General features: G+C 41.3%; 18 protein-coding genes, 1 riboswitch and 1 other annotated feature (1 of these 20 only partly in view). Of the genes, 9 read left to right on the forward strand and 9 right to left on the reverse strand.

Going from position 1 to position 18588, the window contains the following annotated elements:
• The first annotated feature begins 28 nt into the window (after nt 1-28).
• The 3 genes from copZ (at nt 29) to NIE32_RS07110 (ending at nt 3253) form a co-directional block, all read left to right on the forward strand.
• Nucleotides 29-238 (forward strand): copper chaperone CopZ, encoded by a 210-nt coding sequence (gene copZ, locus NIE32_RS07100; RefSeq protein ID WP_253054308.1) that lies wholly within the window; start codon nt 29-31, stop codon nt 236-238.
• 253 nt (nt 239-491) lie between these two features.
• On the forward strand, nt 492-1925 hold the full coding sequence (locus NIE32_RS07105) for an FAD-linked oxidase C-terminal domain-containing protein (protein ID WP_253054309.1): 1434 nt from the start codon (nt 492-494) through the stop codon (nt 1923-1925).
• Nucleotides 1922-3253 carry a (Fe-S)-binding protein gene (locus NIE32_RS07110; protein WP_253054311.1) on the forward strand — a complete coding sequence of 444 codons (1332 nt, stop codon included), beginning with the start codon at nt 1922-1924 and terminating at the stop codon, nt 3251-3253. The genes NIE32_RS07105 and NIE32_RS07110 overlap by 4 nt, the downstream gene beginning before the upstream one ends.
• Before the next feature lie 86 nt (nt 3254-3339).
• Here NIE32_RS07110 and NIE32_RS07115 read toward each other — a convergent pair whose 3' ends face one another.
• The 7 genes from NIE32_RS07115 to NIE32_RS07145 all read right to left on the reverse strand — a co-directional run bounded on the left by NIE32_RS07115 (nt 3340) and on the right by NIE32_RS07145 (nt 9074).
• Nucleotides 3340-3477 (reverse strand): hypothetical protein, encoded by a 138-nt coding sequence (locus tag NIE32_RS07115; RefSeq protein WP_253054313.1) that lies wholly within the window; start codon nt 3475-3477, stop codon nt 3340-3342.
• Between the two features lie 53 nt (nt 3478-3530).
• A complete protein-coding gene (locus NIE32_RS07120) occupies nt 3531-3995 on the reverse strand; it encodes a GNAT family N-acetyltransferase (RefSeq protein WP_253054314.1) in 465 nt (154 codons plus the stop codon).
• A 22-nt stretch (nt 3996-4017) separates the two neighbouring features.
• Complete coding sequence (locus tag NIE32_RS07125) at nt 4018-4569, reverse strand: ribonuclease FAU-1 family protein (RefSeq protein ID WP_253054315.1); 552 nt, start codon at nt 4567-4569, stop codon at nt 4018-4020.
• A gap of 301 nt (nt 4570-4870) precedes the next feature.
• Nucleotides 4871-5053 (reverse strand): cold-shock protein, encoded by a 183-nt coding sequence (locus tag NIE32_RS07130; protein ID WP_253054316.1) that lies wholly within the window; start codon nt 5051-5053, stop codon nt 4871-4873.
• A gap of 255 nt (nt 5054-5308) precedes the next feature.
• Nucleotides 5309-6424 (reverse strand): Ger(x)C family spore germination protein, encoded by a 1116-nt coding sequence (locus NIE32_RS07135; protein ID WP_253054318.1) that lies wholly within the window; start codon nt 6422-6424, stop codon nt 5309-5311.
• The gene (locus NIE32_RS07140; protein WP_253054502.1) at nt 6421-7527 is read right to left on the reverse strand and encodes a GerAB/ArcD/ProY family transporter; all 1107 of its coding nucleotides are present in this window, start codon (nt 7525-7527) and stop codon (nt 6421-6423) included. Before NIE32_RS07140 ends, NIE32_RS07135 begins: the two co-directional genes overlap by 4 nt.
• Nucleotides 7528-7559: 32 nt before the next feature.
• Complete coding sequence (locus NIE32_RS07145) at nt 7560-9074, reverse strand: spore germination protein (RefSeq protein ID WP_253054320.1); 1515 nt, start codon at nt 9072-9074, stop codon at nt 7560-7562.
• Nucleotides 9075-9615: 541 nt separating this feature from the next.
• Between NIE32_RS07145 and NIE32_RS07150 the strand changes: the two genes are divergently transcribed.
• From NIE32_RS07150 to ytkD, 4 genes are all read left to right on the forward strand, one after another.
• Nucleotides 9616-10452 (forward strand): ABC transporter permease, encoded by an 837-nt coding sequence (locus NIE32_RS07150; RefSeq protein WP_253054321.1) that lies wholly within the window; start codon nt 9616-9618, stop codon nt 10450-10452.
• 13 nt (nt 10453-10465) lie between these two features.
• On the forward strand, nt 10466-11260 hold the full coding sequence (gene tagH / locus NIE32_RS07155) for a teichoic acids export ABC transporter ATP-binding subunit TagH (RefSeq protein ID WP_253054323.1): 795 nt from the start codon (nt 10466-10468) through the stop codon (nt 11258-11260).
• Between the two features lie 567 nt (nt 11261-11827).
• Nucleotides 11828-12004, forward strand: a complete 177-nt coding sequence (gene fbpA / locus NIE32_RS07160; RefSeq protein ID WP_253054324.1) for a Fur-regulated basic protein FbpA — start codon at nt 11828-11830, stop codon at nt 12002-12004.
• Between the two features lie 97 nt (nt 12005-12101).
• A complete protein-coding gene (ytkD, locus tag NIE32_RS07165; protein WP_290443500.1) occupies nt 12102-12605 on the forward strand; it encodes an RNA deprotection pyrophosphohydrolase in 504 nt (167 codons plus the stop codon).
• 154 nt (nt 12606-12759) lie between these two features.
• On the opposite strand, the gene pckA is transcribed toward ytkD, so the two are convergent.
• Complete coding sequence (gene pckA / locus NIE32_RS07170) at nt 12760-14346, reverse strand: phosphoenolpyruvate carboxykinase (ATP) (protein WP_253054325.1); 1587 nt, start codon at nt 14344-14346, stop codon at nt 12760-12762.
• A 216-nt stretch (nt 14347-14562) separates the two neighbouring features.
• Nucleotides 14563-14678, forward strand: a riboswitch (SAM riboswitch).
• A 129-nt stretch (nt 14679-14807) separates the two neighbouring features.
• Between pckA and metK the strand changes: the two genes are divergently transcribed.
• Together metK and NIE32_RS07180 are read left to right on the forward strand one after the other, a co-directional pair.
• Entirely contained in the window at nt 14808-16031 is a 1224-nt protein-coding gene (metK, locus tag NIE32_RS07175) for a methionine adenosyltransferase (protein WP_253054326.1), read from the forward strand.
• Nucleotides 16032-16271: 240 nt separating this feature from the next.
• Complete coding sequence (locus NIE32_RS07180; protein ID WP_253054327.1) at nt 16272-17339, forward strand: tetraprenyl-beta-curcumene synthase family protein; 1068 nt, start codon at nt 16272-16274, stop codon at nt 17337-17339.
• On the opposite strand, the gene mnmL is transcribed toward NIE32_RS07180, so the two are convergent.
• Entirely contained in the window at nt 17336-18304 is a 969-nt protein-coding gene (gene mnmL, locus NIE32_RS07185) for a tRNA modification radical SAM protein MnmL/YtqA (RefSeq protein WP_253054328.1), read from the reverse strand. The two genes, NIE32_RS07180 and mnmL, sit on opposite strands and share 4 nt — an antisense overlap.
• 179 nt (nt 18305-18483) lie before the next feature.
• Nucleotides 18484-18588 (forward strand) — a binding site (T-box leader) (it continues 122 nt past the right edge of the window).

Consider the following 18588-nt stretch of genomic DNA (forward strand, 5'->3'; position numbering starts at 1 on the left):
AATTTAATCCATTTAAGGAGGTGATAACATGACAGAACGTACATTAGAAGTGAGCGGTATGAGCTGTGGACACTGTAAAATGGCAGTATCCGGTGCCCTAAAAGACCTGGATGGTGTTTCTGAAGTGGATGTTGATCTTGCTCGTGGAAAAGTGGATGTTACGTATGATGAAGCAAAAGTTGATTTTGCACAAATGAAAGATGCAATTGAAGATCAAGGCTACGATGTTGTAAAATAAAAGAATAAGATGATGTGATGAAGCTGAGCGGAGCGATCCGATCAGCTTTTTTTAGTTAAGAAACGATAATCCTTCTTTCTTCAAAATGCAGCGAATATGTGAGACTTGTTTCCACAAGATTTTCATGAAGAAAGGAATGAATTTTTGACATAATTAGATCTAATCGAAATTTTTGTAATAGAATTAATTTTATTAAATGTTTATAATAGATATTAAGAAAGCGCTTGCTAATGCAAGAATCGGAGGATCGAACATGCCATCATCAAAGAGCGAAAAACAATTAAGCACGATCAAGGAAAAATTAGTCGCTATTATGGGTCAAGAGAATGTGGATGATACGATGAGTGGACGATTAGCCTACTCGTATGATGCGACGCCGAACTTTCAAGCGCTACCGGATTTTGTGGTGTCACCGCGAACGGCTGAGGAAGTTGCTGCAGTCCTTAAGCTATGTAGTGACACATCAACTCCGCTCTACACACGGGGGTCAGGAACGAACCTTTGTGCGGACACCTGCCCAATAAAAGGTGGGGTCGTTCTACTTATGAAACATCTGGACAAGATCCTTGAACTTGATAAGGAAAATCTCACAATCACCGTACAACCGGGTACGATCACTAAGACAATCACTGATCGGGTTGAGCAAGAGGGGTTGTTCTATCCACCGGATCCGAGTTCAATGAAAATTTCAACGATTGGCGGGAATCTTGGCGAAAACTCAGGTGGACTTCGTGGACTGAAATATGGAGTGACGAAAGACTATGTCATGGCTCTTCAGATTGCCTTGCCAAATGGTGAGCTGATACGTACCGGTGGTAAGCTGACTAAGGATGTTGCAGGGTATGATCTAACCCATTTATTTGTTGGATCGGAAGGAACGTTGGGGGTAATTACAGAGGCAACCTTAAAATTAATTCCTAAGCCTGAATCTCAGAAGACAATTCTCGCACTCTATCAAGATATTGAGGCTGCAGGTCGTTCGGTCTCTTCAATTATTGCCCATAAGATGATTCCTGTAACCTTGGAATTCCTCGATCAAGATACGTTAAAAGCAGTTGAAGATTTCGCACATATCGGTTTGCCTACAGATGTGAAAGCGATCCTATTGATCGTTCAAGATGGACCAAAAGAAATTGTTGATCGTGATATTCACCGTATGGCTGAGCTTTGCCGTGAGGAACATGCGGTTGACGTTCGGCTTGCTGCTTCGGATGCAGAAGCAGAAGAACTGGCGACCGCACGTCGTTCGGCATTAAGTGCACTGGCGCGATTAAAGCCGACAACGATTCTTGAAGATGCCACTGTACCTCGTTCTGAAATAGCAACAATGGTACGCGCCATTGCAGAGGTTGCAAAGAAATACAAGGTTAGAATATCAACATTCGGTCATGCCGGTGATGGAAATCTACATCCCACTTGCTTGACGGATGCGCGTGATAAAGAAGAGATGGAGCGAGTAGAAGCGGCTTTCGCTGAAATCTTTGAGAAAGCCATTGAGTTAGGTGGTACTTTGACAGGAGAGCATGGCGTCGGGGTTACCAAAGCACCTTATCTCGAATGGAAATTGGGGCATGCGGGCATTGAAGTGATGAAAGGTATAAAACAATCCATTGATCCAAACGGCATCATGAATCCCGGAAAAGTATTCTCCGAACAGTCGAAGCAGAGGATGGTGATGATGAAATGATGACAGCACAGATCAAGCAAAAGATTCAGAAAGAATTTAAAGAAGAAATGGATTATGATGAACTGTTGAATTGTATGCGCTGCGGCTTTTGTCTGCCGTCATGTCCGACGTATATCGAAACCGATCGGCAGGAAAAATATTCACCACGTGGTAGAATTGCCTTAATGAAGGGGATCACTGATGGTGTCCTTGAGCCAGATGATGATATTGCACACTCTCTTGATCTTTGCCTTGGTTGTCGTGCTTGTGAACCGGTTTGCCCTTCAGGTGTTCAATATGGTCACCTTTTAGAGGATGCGCGGAATATCTTACAGCGCAATAAGAAACAAACGGTTCGTGTGAAGTTGCTAAGAAAAGGCATTTTTGATGAACTGTTCCCGCATCAAGAGCGAATGGAGACAGTGACTGGACTACTTGGCTTTTATCAACGCAGTGGGCTTTCTAAAGTTGCTCGTAAAATTGGGTTTATGAATTTGTTCCCTGAGAACATGGCTACAATGGAAAAAATTCTGCCTGACGTTCCTAAGCGTAGTGTGATGAAGGAACGCCCGCGTTTCTTTGAGCATGAAGGAGATAAAAAAGCTACAGTGGCACTGTTTGCAGGTTGCTTAATGGATACAATGTTCTTTGAGACAAATAACGCCACGATTAAATTGCTCCAGAAAGCTGGCTGTGATGTTACGATTCCTGAACATCAACTTTGCTGCGGTGCGTTGCATGGACATAATGGTGAGCTCGAAAAGTCCAAAGAACTTGCAAAACAAAACATCGAAGCATTCGAATCTGCAGAAGCGGATTACATCATAACAAATGCAGGTGGATGTAGTGCATTTCTTATTGAGTATGATCATTTACTAAAGGACGAGCCGGAGTGGGTAGATCGCGCAAAACAATTTGTTCGAAAACTAAAGGACATCTCAGCGATTCTTATCGCATTAAATTTTCAGAAGACACATCATTTGCGCCTTCCTAATCAGACAATTACCTATCAGGATTCCTGTCATTTGCGCAATGTCATGAAGACATTTAATGAACCAAGAGCATTGCTTCATTCCATTGAAGGTGTTCAGTTTGTTGAAATGGAAGGTGCCGACACATGCTGCGGATCAGCAGGTGACTATAACATTGTACAACCGGACATGGCGATGCAAATTTTGGATCACAAAATGGAGAAGGCTGAGCATACGCATGCACAGACCATAGTTACTGCGAATCCAGGCTGTTTACTGGAAATGAAATTGGGTATCGAGCGTGCGAAGAAGACGGGACAGGTTCGTGCGGTGCATATTGCAGATCTTTTGCTTGAGGCAGTGGATGAAGGAATTTAATTCAATAATATGGAAATATTGTCTGAAGAAAATAAATCCGGGAGTGAACAACGATTTCGCTGTTCATTTCCGGATTTTTGCATGATCTATTTGTTTTTACGGGCGCGTTCTTCCAGTTTGGAAACGGGCGATTGGTGGTCATCTTGGGAGCGACCGGCTGGGGTAACACTTGAAGCGGTTGCTCCTTTTGATGACCGATACTCTTTTCTTCTTGACTCTGACATGGTGGCCACCTCCTGTTGTTTAACATAAGCAATTGTTTGAGTTTTATGTGAGACTATAATAATTTGCTCATATTGATGTCCGTATCCAAAAAACCAAGCTTCTGATAAACATGGTACGCACGCGTGTTGTGGGCGAACACATGGAGGCTGATTTTGATCAGTCCAAGATGATGGCAATAGGCGAAGAGTGCTTGCATGGCTGATTGTCCAAGCCCAAGATTACGATAAGCTTCAAAGATCTCAAAATCATAAATAAAAGCCTCACGGTTTCTCGGCGAGATATGGATCCAAAATATGCCGACCTTGATCCCTGAAGGATCGACCAATGAAAGAAACTGATGATTCGGCGTGTCATAGCCTTGGGGGAGTAGTCGATGAATATCGGCCCGTGCATTTTGAATCGCTTCATCGGCTGACCATGCTCCGGACACTTGTTTTTCTTTTGCGTATTCCTCCACGGAATGCGCCAAGTACGATGAAAAATCAATTTTCGGCATAGGCATAATCTGTACACTCATAAATAAACCCACCCATCATTTATTAAATTGGAAATGTATGATGTAAGTCACGAACAAGATTCAGAAATTTTTCAGGATCTCTCTTAATCGAGGACATTAGAGAATGGGCAGTCTTCCATGCCTTTTCATACATTTCCGGTGTAATAATGCCATTATCCAGTGCTTCATTTAATTCATCCTCATCAACCAGATAGAGCCGGTGATTCGGGAAGAGGATGATATCTAAGTAGAGATCATCAAACCAAGGTGTGCCGCTTTCGTCTTTACCAACCTGATGAACAACATCGAAGTAGCATTGCACCAATTGATGTTGTGCATTGAACATGGCTGTGAGCACAAATTGAGAGCCATGGGAAGGAAAGAGTTGAAGCCAAGAATAATTTTGGTCAACTGTTTTCGTACGTATTCCACCATAGACCACAGAAAGAGGGGCCTTGATTTCATTAAACTGAATTAATACGGCTTCACCATGAAAAGCGGGCCAAATGAAATCCTTCTTCATTGTGTTGCTGGAGATGATGCGGCGCCAGCCACGCCGATCGGCATATTTTCTTTTCATTTTCGTTAATTTCAAGAGATCACCTTCTGTCCTACCTGTCTATTGTATCGTAAAATGCGAAGAAATGAAGATTTCTAGGTCGAATTGATTGTGGGGGTGACCGATACGTTCACTTAGTACAAATTATGTCATCTTCCTAGTTTTGAACCCTTATTTGTGCGGTTCATTGTGATAAGGGTTCCTCTATACCATTCTCAACGTATATCCATAATTGAATGCATGCAATCAAAAGAAATGCAGGACGATCATTCTGAGGAGTCAGAAGAATCGTCCTGCTTTATGAACGAAGCTAAACTAAATCACAAATCTAAATGGGTCAATCAATGACTGGCAGCATTTTTGTTTCTTTTTTCATTTCGGAATGGCAAAGCGGACAAGTGGGTTGGCTATCAAACGAAAAAGCATCCCTCATCCACCCGGAGCATGAGTCGTTGGTACATGTCCAGATCGCCGTTTCTGCTTCTGGAATTGGTTCTTGCGGACCGCGATTAAATCCCATCGATCAAAATCCCCTTCCCTGTTAATCATACTATTATAACATTTTATTGAACGCGATGAAAATTTTAGCACCTATGGCATGTGTCAGGCTTTTCTCGTAATGGAGCTTTTGGTCCGCGCTTGTCGCGGGCGATCCGTGGACGTTCTCATACATGCGTGTGATCTGCGGGGTCTCACTTGGTTCGCGATCATCAGGCATAACCCGCAGGCGTCTTGCACTACACTTTTCTAACCTCCCCTCCGAAGAACTTCATGGTCAGCTGGAGATACCCGTTTGCTGAATCTTAACAGATATTTTGCAATGAAAATGTGCTTGGCGATAACGTTCAGGCCAGGATTTCCCATCAAAATGATACGTGAAACTTCTGACTTGATCGCCCAATTGCAACGGGTCGATCCCTTTTTTTTGAAGTTGGTGTACGAGTTTTTTGGCTTGATAAGCCAAATCTCTTTCCAACTTTCTTTCCATTCTAGGTGCTGTTGCTTTACTGATCGATCCAGGGTATGCCTGACGGACTTGTCCGATGATCTTAACCTTTGCGAAGATCTCTGGTGAGGTGCTGTTACCGTTCCGAACGTTATAACTGACCGAAGTGTGCACATTACGCAAGGCAATATGTTTTCCCGGCGCAAATTGGAAGTCATAGACCCCTTGATTGAAATTCTGATAGAGCATTTTAAAAATAAAGGCTTTATTTTCAGAAATACTCATCACATACTTATCACGTTTGAATAATGCGAGTCCCCGCATTTCAATATGATCATCCTTTTTCCGAATTATAGGCATAAAGGGATCCATATAAGTTCCATAGTATGCATACAAAAAGGTGGACAGATCACTATCCGGATAATTCTGTTCATTGTTATGAATGATCATATCCTGTACATAGCGTGCAATAGGAATTTGGGTTTGATAATTCTCTGATGTGAGTAACTCTTTGCAGCTGCCATCGACAATTGCTAAATTCAGATCACGCGGTACATCCGGATCGCGATTACGGAACGTTAATTGCTTGGCTAAGCCGTGTTTTGCCAGTCGTTTATTATAAAGTATTAATCGAATCTTGCCTGGACGGATGACTCTCTGACCCTCGGATTGAAATTTATCGACTAACGATTTGCCATCATAGGTTTTCCCGCTGAGGTTACGAATCATTGATGCGGTTGTAGGCATACCTGCCCCTTGGCTCCCCTGATTGCCGCTTTGAACAAAGTTCGGCATCGTAATTGTTCCGATTACTTTTCCATTTCCAATATAATCATAGCCCTCTCCTTCTATAATCAGGATATCATCGATGATACTGGTTGGAATGCAGCCTGCGAGAAAAATGAAACAAAGAAAAAGTGAAGTTAGGGTTATTTTTCGCTTCATGCGGATTCTCCAGAAAGAATTTTTTTTAGCCATTGGCAAAAAAGAAGTAAAGGAATGTAGAGATAAATAAAGATAAATCCGGAGTTGTTTATGAGAGCGCCTACTTGTTTGACTTGTTCACCATTTTGAATAAGTACAGTAAGCACAATGGTAAGAATTAAAATGCCAATTAATGAATATTTCATTTTCACATTTGGAAAGGTGAATTTGATGCCCCGTGCAAGAACCCAGGAACAGAGACTGATCACAGGAACAAGGTTCCAGAGCAAAATAATGACGCAAATGATGTCAATGTGTTCCAAAAATGGAAACCGGACGCTCTTCCAAAAGGTAAGTGCGGGCCAAATCGTGTTCTGCAATTCTCCTTGACCAAAAAAGAGAATGGAGAGAAGAACAATCATCAAGTAGGTATACATGGTTGTAAGAAGACCAAAGTACGCCCATTTCTTTGCATCTTTTGGGCTTTTAATAAATGGATAGACAAATAAGAGAAATTCAAAGCCAAGATAGGCAAATGTGGACACGAAGCTAGAGGATAAAATGTCCTGTAGGCCGTGATCAAATATCGGCAACAGATTGGAAAAATGCGCGTGCGGAACAACGAATATAGCTGTTGAAAATACGGGCACAAGATAAATAAAACTGAGCAGACAAACACCAAGTATATTTCGGATTCCGCCTATAACGATGTACCAAACAATGAGGCAAAATAAGATTGAAAAAGAAAGCGTGGATAATTGATTAAAGATCTCAACTTGAAGAATTTCAATGATGCTCCTCAAGTAAGCGACAGAAAAGCCAATGACATAAAGGAAGGATAAAAAGTTCAGTATAGCGCCGATCCGTTTGCCAAAGATACGGTAATGCACGGAAAATAGATCTGGCGTTCCATATTTTCGTTCATTTTCAAGAAGGCGCAGAATGAACCACATGACAAGAAGCGTAGAAAGACCGCTGATCAAGACCGCAATCCATGCATCTTGCCCGCTCGCTTTTGTGACAACACTAGCAAAAGAAAGAAAACCCACGCCGATTTGCATCGCTTGTGGGATAAAAAAGGCAGCTAGTGGACCGACTGTATGGGTTTCATTGATTTTCTTCATCACGTCTCAATCTCCTCATGGTATCCGTTCGCTTACTCATCAATGTCTGGCGAATGTTTTCCTTTTTTTGCAAGCAAGCGTTTTTGATTTGAACGATGAGCATCTCCTGACCGTAGAAACAGTGGACGCATCGTCTGTTGATTCAAGGGTAAGCGAATGTAAGCATCCTTTAAATCGGTGACACGTACGGGATAAATAGGTTCAATAAACGGCCGTCCAAGCGAGGTCAATTTGATCAAATGGCAAACAAAAGCCATGAAGCATAGAGCAACTCCAAGTAAGCCAAGGATCTGTGCCGAGATAATAAATGGAAATCGGATAAATCGAATCGTTGTCGCCATTCTATAGTTGGGCGTAATAAATGCAGCTAGTGCCGACATGGCAATAATGATCAATAAAATATTGCTGGTCACGCCGGCTTGGACAGACGCTGTTCCAATAACAATACCACCCACAATACCAATCGTCTGTCCCACTTTTGTTGGCAGGCGCGCCCCTGCTTCCCTGAGCAGTTCAATCATAATCTCCAGCAATAAAACTTCTATAATTGGGTCGTAAGGAACCGAGCTTCTCGAAACAATTAACGTCCCCATCAAATCTTTTGGTACTAATTGATAATGATAGGTGAGAACAGCGACATACAATGCTGAAGACGCTGCGGAGAAGGCAATTGCGAAAAGTCTCAGTAGACGATAACTCGAAGCAATCGGCCAGGCAAGAAAATAATCGTCATAGGCAGCGAAAAATTCGACAATTGTTGAAGGAAGAATTAAAGCGGTCGGTGATCCATCCACCACAACAGCAATTTTCCCCTCACACATTGCTCCAGCTACACGATCTGGGCGTTCTGTATCGAGAAATTGAGGAAAAATGGAATTCGAATTATCGGCAATCAGCAAGGCCAGGTTTGTTGCATCGATCAAATTGACGATTTCCAAGTCCGTAATTCTTTGCTTAATGGTATTCAGATTTTCTTTGTTCGCAATGCCCTCAACATAGAGAATACAGACGCGTGTCCGCGACATTTTGCCAACGCGCATTTCTTCGACTGAAAATTGAGGAATCGGAATGCGTTTGCGGACCAAATTAATATTCGCATCAATGGATTCAATAAAGGATTCACGAGGGCCAATAATACTTGTTTCAATTTCCGGCTGGTCAACTTGCCTCCCCTGTGCCTTTATTGATGGAATGACCAGGCAGTCCGGTCGATTTTCATTTTCTTGGATGATAATAAATCCTTCAAGCAATTTGGACTGTATGACGGCCATATCTTTGGTTCGAATTATTTTCTCAACCGGAAGGGTTGCTTGCGCATCCGCGATATTATGTACGCGATTACTGTAAAGTACAGGGAAAATATCACGATGGATGTAATCAACATCGACCATTGTCTGAATAAAAGAAACCCAGCAGGTAAATGTTTCACCCTTGTGTTTAAAATGGGTGAAATCCGGGTTGGATTTTAATTGATTGATTAAATCAGCTATGGTTTTAACCGGTGTGTCCGGATCTACTTGATCAAGTCGTTTCTTCTTCCAAAACATAGTATGTGCTCCGTTTCATTACATTAATTACCGTTTGCGTGCTCCGAAATTTTTGCTTTTTTCTTTTCTACCTTACTTTGTTCTATATAAAGCACAATGAACGGTATAATATTTGGAAATAAAACGAGGATGTATGTGAAGAGTAATGCAAAAAAATTGAACCGAAGTAAAATAAAAACTAAGAATAGAAAGAGAAAAATAAAATAACTTAGGAATAAAAAAATACAAACCATTTTCTATCCATCCTTTGGTGAGCAAATAATAGCACGAACATTAGTTTCAGTATTAACTCTTTCTCTTCCGGTTCACATGAGTATCTTTAGATCTTGAGTTATTTTCCCTATGAATGAAAAAATTATTCTATTTTATTAAAGGTTATTTAGAATTCAAGGATGAGCGGTCACAGAAAGAGTAAGTATCACGAAAAAATAATGACGAGCTCTTGAATCCGCTTTTCTTTTCTACAGTCCCTGTGGTAAAGTTGACTTTGTGAGTTTTACGGAATTTACTAATAGAAATGTTCATTGGAAGGATTACTACTATGAAATCTGCATGGAAAGTGATTAAGGAACAGATTAGCAGCTTTTATCTGATCAGGCGACTGTCCCTTTATGAACTGAAGAGTGAGAATACGAATAATTATCTTGGTACGGCGTGGGTGGTCATTAACCCATTGATTCAGATCTTCATTTACTGGCTTGTTTTTGGAAAAATCTTGGGAAGAAGCAATAAAATACCGGTCGACAACGGTCAGGTTGCTCCTTACATAATCTGGCTCATTTCGGGAATTATCGTTTGGTTTTTCATTCAGCCGGCGATAATCCAAGGGTCAAAATCCATTTATTCACGAATTCGTTTTATCGCAAAAATGAACTTTCCGATGAGCGCGATCCCAAGCTACGTCATTCTTGAAAAATTTTATCAGCATCTGATGATCACAGGAATTGTTTTCGTTATTCTGCAATTCACTAAGTATCACGTCAGTGTCTATATCATTCAACTGCCTTATTTTATGTTTGCTGCATTGGCATTCCTTTTTTCTGTTTCCTTGATCACATCGACGCTGTCTACGATTATTCGTGATGTACATCAGGTTCTGATTTCGATTATGCGGATGTTGTTTTACTTAACTCCGTTTCTATGGGAACCTGCGCGTCTTACGGCTGCCGGTATGCCGAGTTACATTGAGAAAATTTTGTTGCTTAATCCAATGTATTATCTTGTACAAGGCTACCGCTCGACATTGCTCGGCGCATCTTGGTACGGTCTCGATCACATTTGGTATACAGCTTACTTCTGGGGATTTGTACTCGTAACTCTGATTTTTGGATCAGCAATCCATCTGAAATTCAGGGATCATTTTGTAGATTATTTGTAAGGGGCCTCCATTTATGGAAAAATCAGTAGTGGTAAAAAATGTATCAAAAAAATATAAAATGTACACGAAAAACTCAGAGAAGATTCTCGATCTGATTTCACCAAAGGGATATGGTAAAACATTTTACGCCCTGAATGATATTAGTTTTGAGGCGAACAAAGGTGATGTGGTCGGTATTATTGGCGTCAATGGTTCAGGAAAATCAACACTTTCCAACATCATTGCCGGTATCATTCCGCCAACATCAGGTACCGTCGAGACTCATGGAGAAGCGGCATTGATAGCCATTCAGTCTGGGTTAAAGAAAGAACTGACCGGTAGAGAGAACATTGAGCTCAAATGCCTCATGCTTGGCTTTAATAAAAGTCAAATAAAAGAATTAACTCCTCAGATTATTGAATTTGCCGACATTGGTGATTTTATTGATCAACCGGTAAAAACCTACTCAAGTGGGATGAAATCAAGACTAGGCTTCGCAATTTCTATTCATATTGATCCGGATATATTGGTGATTGATGAGGCACTTTCCGTCGGTGATCAAACGTTCGCTGACAAATGTCTTGATAAAATGAATGAATTTAAGGAAAAAGGGAAAACGATCTTTTTCATTAGCCATTCCATTAGCCAGATGAAGAAGTTCTGTGAGAAAGCATTATGGATTCAATATGGACATGTTGAGCAATACGGTTTAATGGAAGAGGTAATGCCGGAGTATGAAAAATTCATCAAGGCGTACAAAAAAATGACAAAACAAGAGAAGAAAGCTCTTGCAAATAAAGTGAAAAAGAGCCGTATGATAAAATCCTGAGCGTTAAAGCGCTCAGGATTTTTCAAAAGAAAAGAAACTTTTTGCTTAAAAATGAGCAAAGATGCGAGACGCCTCGCGAACAGGTGCCCTTCGGTGCGTCCGCGACAAGCGAGCAATCGGAGCATAATTGATCAAGATCATGGACCGGACCTTTTTGTTCGCGGTTTTTCTAATTTTTCGCGTGAGCCCAGCAATAAAAAAAAAATCCGCAGAACGATTGCGGATTTCTAGTGAATTGGGGTTAGGGTTATTGTAAGTATTCCACATTATTCATTTCTTAAACATAATTGCAGATTTTCACGTCTTTCACTAATGAACACTTCTGAACGCCAATAGCTGGCATTAAATAAGATTTTTAGAATCAATACATATGTAAGCGTTTTTATTGTATAATAATGTTTAAAAACTTAGATAATCGTTCATAGTGACTATTAAATGATCATTATATTGATTCTTATTCGTAAAAACAGACACGTCGTTTTTTATTAATGCTTAGGAGGGAGGAAGGGTCATTTAGAAAGTAAAATAATGTAACCGTTTACTTTACTTTTGGATGATCTGTCATTCATGAATCACATTAACGTGTTGCGAAGAGCGGTTGAGAATCGGAAAAAATATTTGATAAAAGTACTTGAACAAAACTTAGTGACAAAAGCATCCGATCGTCTAAATGAATGGACACTCTCTGAACTGGAAAACGAATGGAGACGCTATCAGAAGAGTCAAGAAAAAGACATTGGTTAATTATTTAGTAATTGATAAAGCATGAGCACAAAAAGATTTGTTACAATAGACACGAATCATCCGCAGATTGCGGACGTAGTGCGGAGGTGAAGATCAATTGAATGAATCTTTTATGTTTCGTGATTTCTATGGGAATAAGGTAAATCTTGCGCTTTCCTCAGCGCCTTTTTCTGAGCAACCGAAACATGTTTGGGTTATTTGCCGATTTCATCGACAATGGCTGCTTACACTCCATTCAAAACGCGGACTAGAATTTCCAGGAGGAAAAGTGGAAGCTGGTGAGCAGGCAGAAGACGCTGCAGCCAGAGAGGTGTTTGAGGAAACCGGAGCACATGTTGGTCAACTCTATTACATTGGCCAATATCAGGTTGTTGGCAAAAATGAGCAGATCATTAAAAATATATATTTTGCAGAGATTGATCAACTTGTTTTGAAGCAGGATTACATGGAAACAGATGGACCGAGATTGTATAGCCATTTGCCGATCAAGATAAAGGACAACAAGAAATTCAGTTTCTTAATGAAGGACCAAGTTCTTGCTGAATCCATGAAAGCAATTCGCCAACAGCAATGGACACCTGTATCTGAGTTACGCGTATAGCCCCATGAAAGAAAAGCGAACTGCAACGCCTGAACGAAACCCTCGAGGTTGGGCAAGGGAAGAAGCCGACGTCGAGGGTGTTTTATTACACTTTTTTGGTTTCATGCTATAAGAAATGGTAAGTCCTTCGTCTGTTTATGAATCCATTTTTGAATCATAGACCTTTTATTGGACCGGCACTCCGAATTAGTTCCGGAACGTTTGAGAAGCGCTCAAAATTACGTATAAACAAATGCGCAAGCGCTTTGGATGCTCGTTCATAAGCTTCTTGATTATGCCATGAATTCCAAGGCATAAGAAGATGATTAGGAACACCTGGACATGACTTTGGAATACGCAAGCCAAAAATAGGATCGTTAACCGTATCACATTCATTTAAACAGTTGTCCAATGCACCCTGGATCATTTTTCTTGTAAAGGAAAGATCGATGCGCTCTCCCACACCAAAAGGCCCTCCAATCCAACCGGTATTCACCATAAAAACGTTTACATTATATTTGTTAATAAAATTGCCTAAGAGTTTCGCATAGCTCGTTGCTTGAAGAGGCATGAACGGAGCGCCGAAACAGGTTGAAAACGTCGCTTCCGGATCAATAATACCACGCTCTGTCCCTGCAAGTTTACTCGTATATCCGGAAAGAAATTGATACATTGCTTGCTCAGTCGTAAGTATACTTAGTGGCGGAAGTACACCGAACGCATCTGCGGTCAAGAAAATAATGGTACTCGGATGTCCGCCTTGACTCGAAGACAATGCATTTCTTACAGTGCTCATTGAGTAAGCAACACGTGTATTCTCTGTAAGCGATCCATTCGTGTAATCTGGGGTACGATCGGCACTTGAAAGCACAACATTTTCAAGCACCGATCCAAACTGAATACATGCATATATTTGAGGCTCTTTTGCTTGCGTCAGTCGCATCGTTTTGGCATAGCAGCCGCCTTCAATGTTAAATACACCATGATCCGACCATCCATGCTCATCATCGCCAATTAATAAGCGATCCGTTGTATTCGATAGCGTCGTCTTTCCTGTCCCGGATAGCCCAAAGAATAGCGCAACACGTCCGTCTTTCCCCTGGTTTGCCGAACAATGCATCGGCATGATCCCTTTTTGTGGAAGAACGTAATTCATGACCGTAAATATGGATTTCTTGATCTCACCGGCATATTCTGTACCTCCAATTAATACAGCACGATGTTTTATAGAAATAATAATAAATGCTTCAGATTTTGTCCCATCAGTAGCCGGATCGGCTTTAAATCCCGGGACAGAAAGAACAGTAAAGGGTGAATGGTATTGATTTAAATTTACTTTAGAAGGTTCAATAAACAGCTGTCGGCAGAAGAGGTTCTGCCAAGCGAATTCATTAATAATTTGTATCGATAGGCTATGTTCAGGATCTGCACCGGCAAACCCTCTAAAGACATACCTGTCCTTCTTGATACACAAATAATTTGTGAGTTTCCGATAAAGAGTGTTGAAGACGTCGTCGCTAATGGATTGATTCCGACTCCAATCAATCATGTTTTCAGTCAGTTCATCTTTCACAATAAATTTGTCTTTAGGAGATCTTCCGGTGTATTTTCCGGTTGTGACACATAGTGCACCATTACTTGCTAAAACGCCTTCATTTTTCTTCACCGCATGTTCAATAAGTTCCGGCACAGACAGATTAATAAATGTATTTCCGACTTTGAGCAATTCAGAGATGGGTGTTTCTGAGAATAATTGATTCATGATAACAGCCCTTTCTTCATTAAATTGTTCACCTATTCAATACGGTATAGCACAATAATGGAAATGTAACCTACTAATATTTTAATCAGCTTTTGATGATAAAACAATCTGAAAAAATATTTGTTACAGAGAGAACAACAAAGAAAGTATTTTGGAGGGAAAACATACGTTGACAGTTTAAATTCCCTGCGTTATGATGTGATTTATACACGGCTGCTCTTATTCCGAGTAGGCAGAGGGACAGGCCCGATGAAGCCCGGCAACCGGCCAAATAATTGGTACGGTGCTAACCTGCAGAGAAAGGAAAATAACCTTTCTTCTGATAATAAGAGGCACGCGATAAGAATCGGCCTTTCCTTAATTGGAGTGGGCTTTTTTCTTGCCTTGAAAACAAAAGAATAAGGATTGGGTACCGTTGACACCATTTTGTATATAATGTTTGAAAGGCAGGGTGAAGAAAAATGACGAAGAAGTATTCAAGACGGTTGTTCACTTCTGAATCAGTTACTGAAGGACATCCGGATAAGATCTGTGACCAAATTTCAGATGCTATTCTTGATGAACTCCTTAAGGGAGATCCTAATGCTAGGGTTGCATGTGAGACTGTGGTCAATACCGGACTCGTGCTTGTTACAGGTGAAATTTCAACATCTACCTATGTAGATATTCCTAAAGTAGTTCGTCAGACGATTCAGGAGATCGGCTATGATAATGCGAAATATGGGTTCGATGCGTCTAACTGTGCCATTCTAACTTCAATCGAAGAGCAGTCGGCAGATATTGCGCAAGGTGTAAATCAGGCACTTGAAGCTCGTGAAGGCACGATGACCGAAGATCAAATTGAAGCGATCGGAGCTGGTGATCAGGGGTTGATGTTCGGTTTCGCAGTCAATGAAACACCGGAACTGATGCCTTTACCAATAGCGCTTGCACATAAATTGGCAAAACGTTTGGCTGATGTTCGAAAAGACAAAACCATTAGCTATCTCCGCCCGGATGGTAAAACCCAGGTCACTGTTGAGTACGATGAAGACGGTCATCCGGAACGTATCGATACCATTGTCATTTCCGCACAACATGATCCCGATGTGACAGAAGCACAAATAAAAAAAGATTTGCATGAATTTGTTATTCGTCCAACGGTTCCTGAAAAATTGATTGATTCAAAAACGAAATTTTTTATTAATCCGACCGGTCGCTTTGTCATTGGCGGACCCCAAGGCGATGCAGGGCTCACTGGACGTAAAATTATTGTAGATACCTACGGCGGATATGCACGGCATGGAGGCGGTGCATTCTCAGGAAAGGATGCAACAAAAGTTGATCGTTCTGCCTCATACGCAGCAAGGTATGTTGCAAAAAACATTGTGGCTGCAGGACTTGCTGAAAAGTGTGAAGTCCAGCTTGCTTATGCCATTGGTGTTGCTGAACCTGTTTCAATTTCTGTTGATACATTTGGCACCGGCAAGGCAACTGAAGAACAACTCGTTCAACTCATTCGTCATAATTTCGATCTGAGGCCGGCAGGGATTATTAAAATGCTGGATTTACGTCGACCGATTTACCGGCAGACTTCGGTATACGGGCATTTCGGACGTACAGACATTGAACTTCCATGGGAGAAAACAGACAAAGCGGATCTGTTGAAACAGCAAGTGCTCTCAAGTACTCAAACTCATTCCTAATCGTTACAAAATCGCTTTCCTTGCAAGTTAAGGGAAAGCGATTTTTATTTGATATACAGTTACATAAGTTTAGAGAACGTTTGTTATACTAGGATTAATCATGAGAAAAATAAGAACTCATCGGGATCCTTGTGAAGAGTCGGTCATAAAAAATAATAATCTTTGCAGGCAATGAGACTTTTATCGTTTTTCGTACCGCTAGTCTTTGATGATTGATTGATTTGTAAGGAGGTCGTGAAGATGACTGTACCGTCGGGACCATTAATCTTAATGGCACAGATTTATCGAAAAGTGTTACCTTCCGTCCATGAAGAACTTGATAAATGGACACAGAAAGCACACGCCATTCCAGATCTGGAATTAAGAAAGCAAGCATTGGCAAGTATTAGAACGAAAACTTTTCATTGTGAGGGCGGAGCAATATACAGTCTCCTGGCTGATCAGAAGCAGCGTGAACTTATCACTTTTATCGTTGCGTATCAGACAATCAGTGATTATCTTGACAACTTATGCGATCGAAGTGTGTCACTGGATCCCGAGGACTTTCGCTGCCTACACCAATCAATGATTGATGCGCTCACACCAGGATCTAAAATGATCGATTATTATCGATTCCGCGGTGAATGTGCGGACGGCGGCTATTTGTGTGCGCTCGTCTCCACTTGCCAGGATGTATTAGCAGACATTTCCGCACGCTCAATCATTCAACCAGCACTGCATGAATTAGCCGGATTTTATTGTGATTTGCAAGTACACAAGCATGTAAAAAAAGATCAGCGTGTGCCAAGACTGGTTGCTTGGTTCCAAAAAAATAAAGCTCATCTTCCTGAGATGAGCTGGTACGAATTTGCGGCTTGTTCCGGATCAACGCTAGGCATCTTCTGTATTGTGTCGTACGCCGCCGCACGAGGGAGAGAGATGGTTCATCTGGTTGATCAAATCAAGGACAGTTATTTTCCATGGGTGCAGGGTTTACATATCCTCATGGATTATTTCATCGATCAAGAAGAAGATCGCATTGAAGGAGATCTCAACTTCTGTTCGTATTATCGCAACGATGATGAAATGATCAATCGCTTCAAACATTTTATTGAGGAAGCAGATCGCGCTATTGAAACCATGCCGGATAAACAGTTTCATAAAATGATTAATCGAGGTCTGCTCGGTATCTATCTTGCCGATCAAAAAGTAGCAAGACAACGCAATGTACGTGTTCTTGCTCGAAAATTAATTCGTAAATCCGGCAGTAGAGGCTTGTTCTTCTTTGTAAACGGTTGGTTGTACCGTCGAATCAGGCAAAGCATTTAGAGCGAACGATGAATGGGTGATTTTGCATATTTTCCTTGCCAACTGTCTCTTCTGGCTAATTCTTCATCAATTGCGTCGAGAACTTCCCATTTGTTGAGACTCCACATCGGACCAATCATCAGGTCGGCAGGACCGTCACCGGTTAATCTATGGATGATCATTTCAGGCGGGAGAATTTCAAGTTGATCACAGACAAGATTGACATAGGTTTTGAAATCGAGAAATTGAAGCATACCTTTTTCGTATTGTTTTACCATTGCTGTTTTTTTCAGCAAATGGAGCAGATGAATTTTAATCCCTTGTACATCAAGCTTAGCCACTGCTTTTGCGGTTTCAAGCATCATTTCCGGGGTTTCTCGAGGCAGTCCGTCAATAATATGAACACAAACCGGTATATGATGGCGGCGTAATTTCTCTACACCTTCAACAAAGCAGTCAAAATCATGTGCGCGGTTAATTAGACGACCAGTTTCGTCATGTACAGTTTGAAGCCCTAATTCTAGCCAAAGGAAAGTGCGTTGATTTAAGTCAGCCAAATAGTCAACGACATCATCCGGCAGGCAGTCCGGACGCGTTGCAATTGAAAGACCAATGACACCTTCTTGTTCTAAAACGACTTCATAGCTTTCGCGCAACACATCCACAGGCGCATATGTATTTGAGAACGCTTGAAAGTAGCCGATATACTTGTCTGCATGGGGCCATTTGGCTTTCATCTTGTCTTTAATGGTGTTGAATTGAGTGATCAGGTCGTCACGACGATTTCCTGCAAAGTCCCCGGACCCTTTCTGACTGCAGAAGGTGCACCCACCCCATGCTATTTTTCCATCACGATTGGGACAGTCGAAGCCGCCATCAAGAGGCACCTTAAAAACTTTGCTTCCAAACTTGTGCCTTAGATAGGTATTCCAAGAATAATATCGTTTATCCGGGCCGAAATGTTTCGGCCATTTTTGTTCCGCCATGTCATGGCTCCCTTCATTTACCTAAGGCACATTCTAGCAAACAATGGCGAAAACATAAAGTTGAGGATTTTGGAATGTGAAAATCTGTATCAACGTATTGTCGCTGAAGAACGATTTTTGCCCGATCGAGTTGACATCTCTGATCAATATCAATAAAATGGAAGCACAACCTTATAAATGAAATCACAATGACGGAGAGTACTAGCTAATGAACCCTTTCAGAGAGCCGGTGTTTGGTGTGAATCGGCATGGGAATTTAGGCGAACTCGCTCTTGAGTTACAGG

This window comes from Sporolactobacillus kofuensis, from assembly GCF_024125425.1.
Taxonomy (GTDB): Bacteria; Bacillota; Bacilli; order Bacillales; family Sporolactobacillaceae; genus Sporolactobacillus; species Sporolactobacillus kofuensis.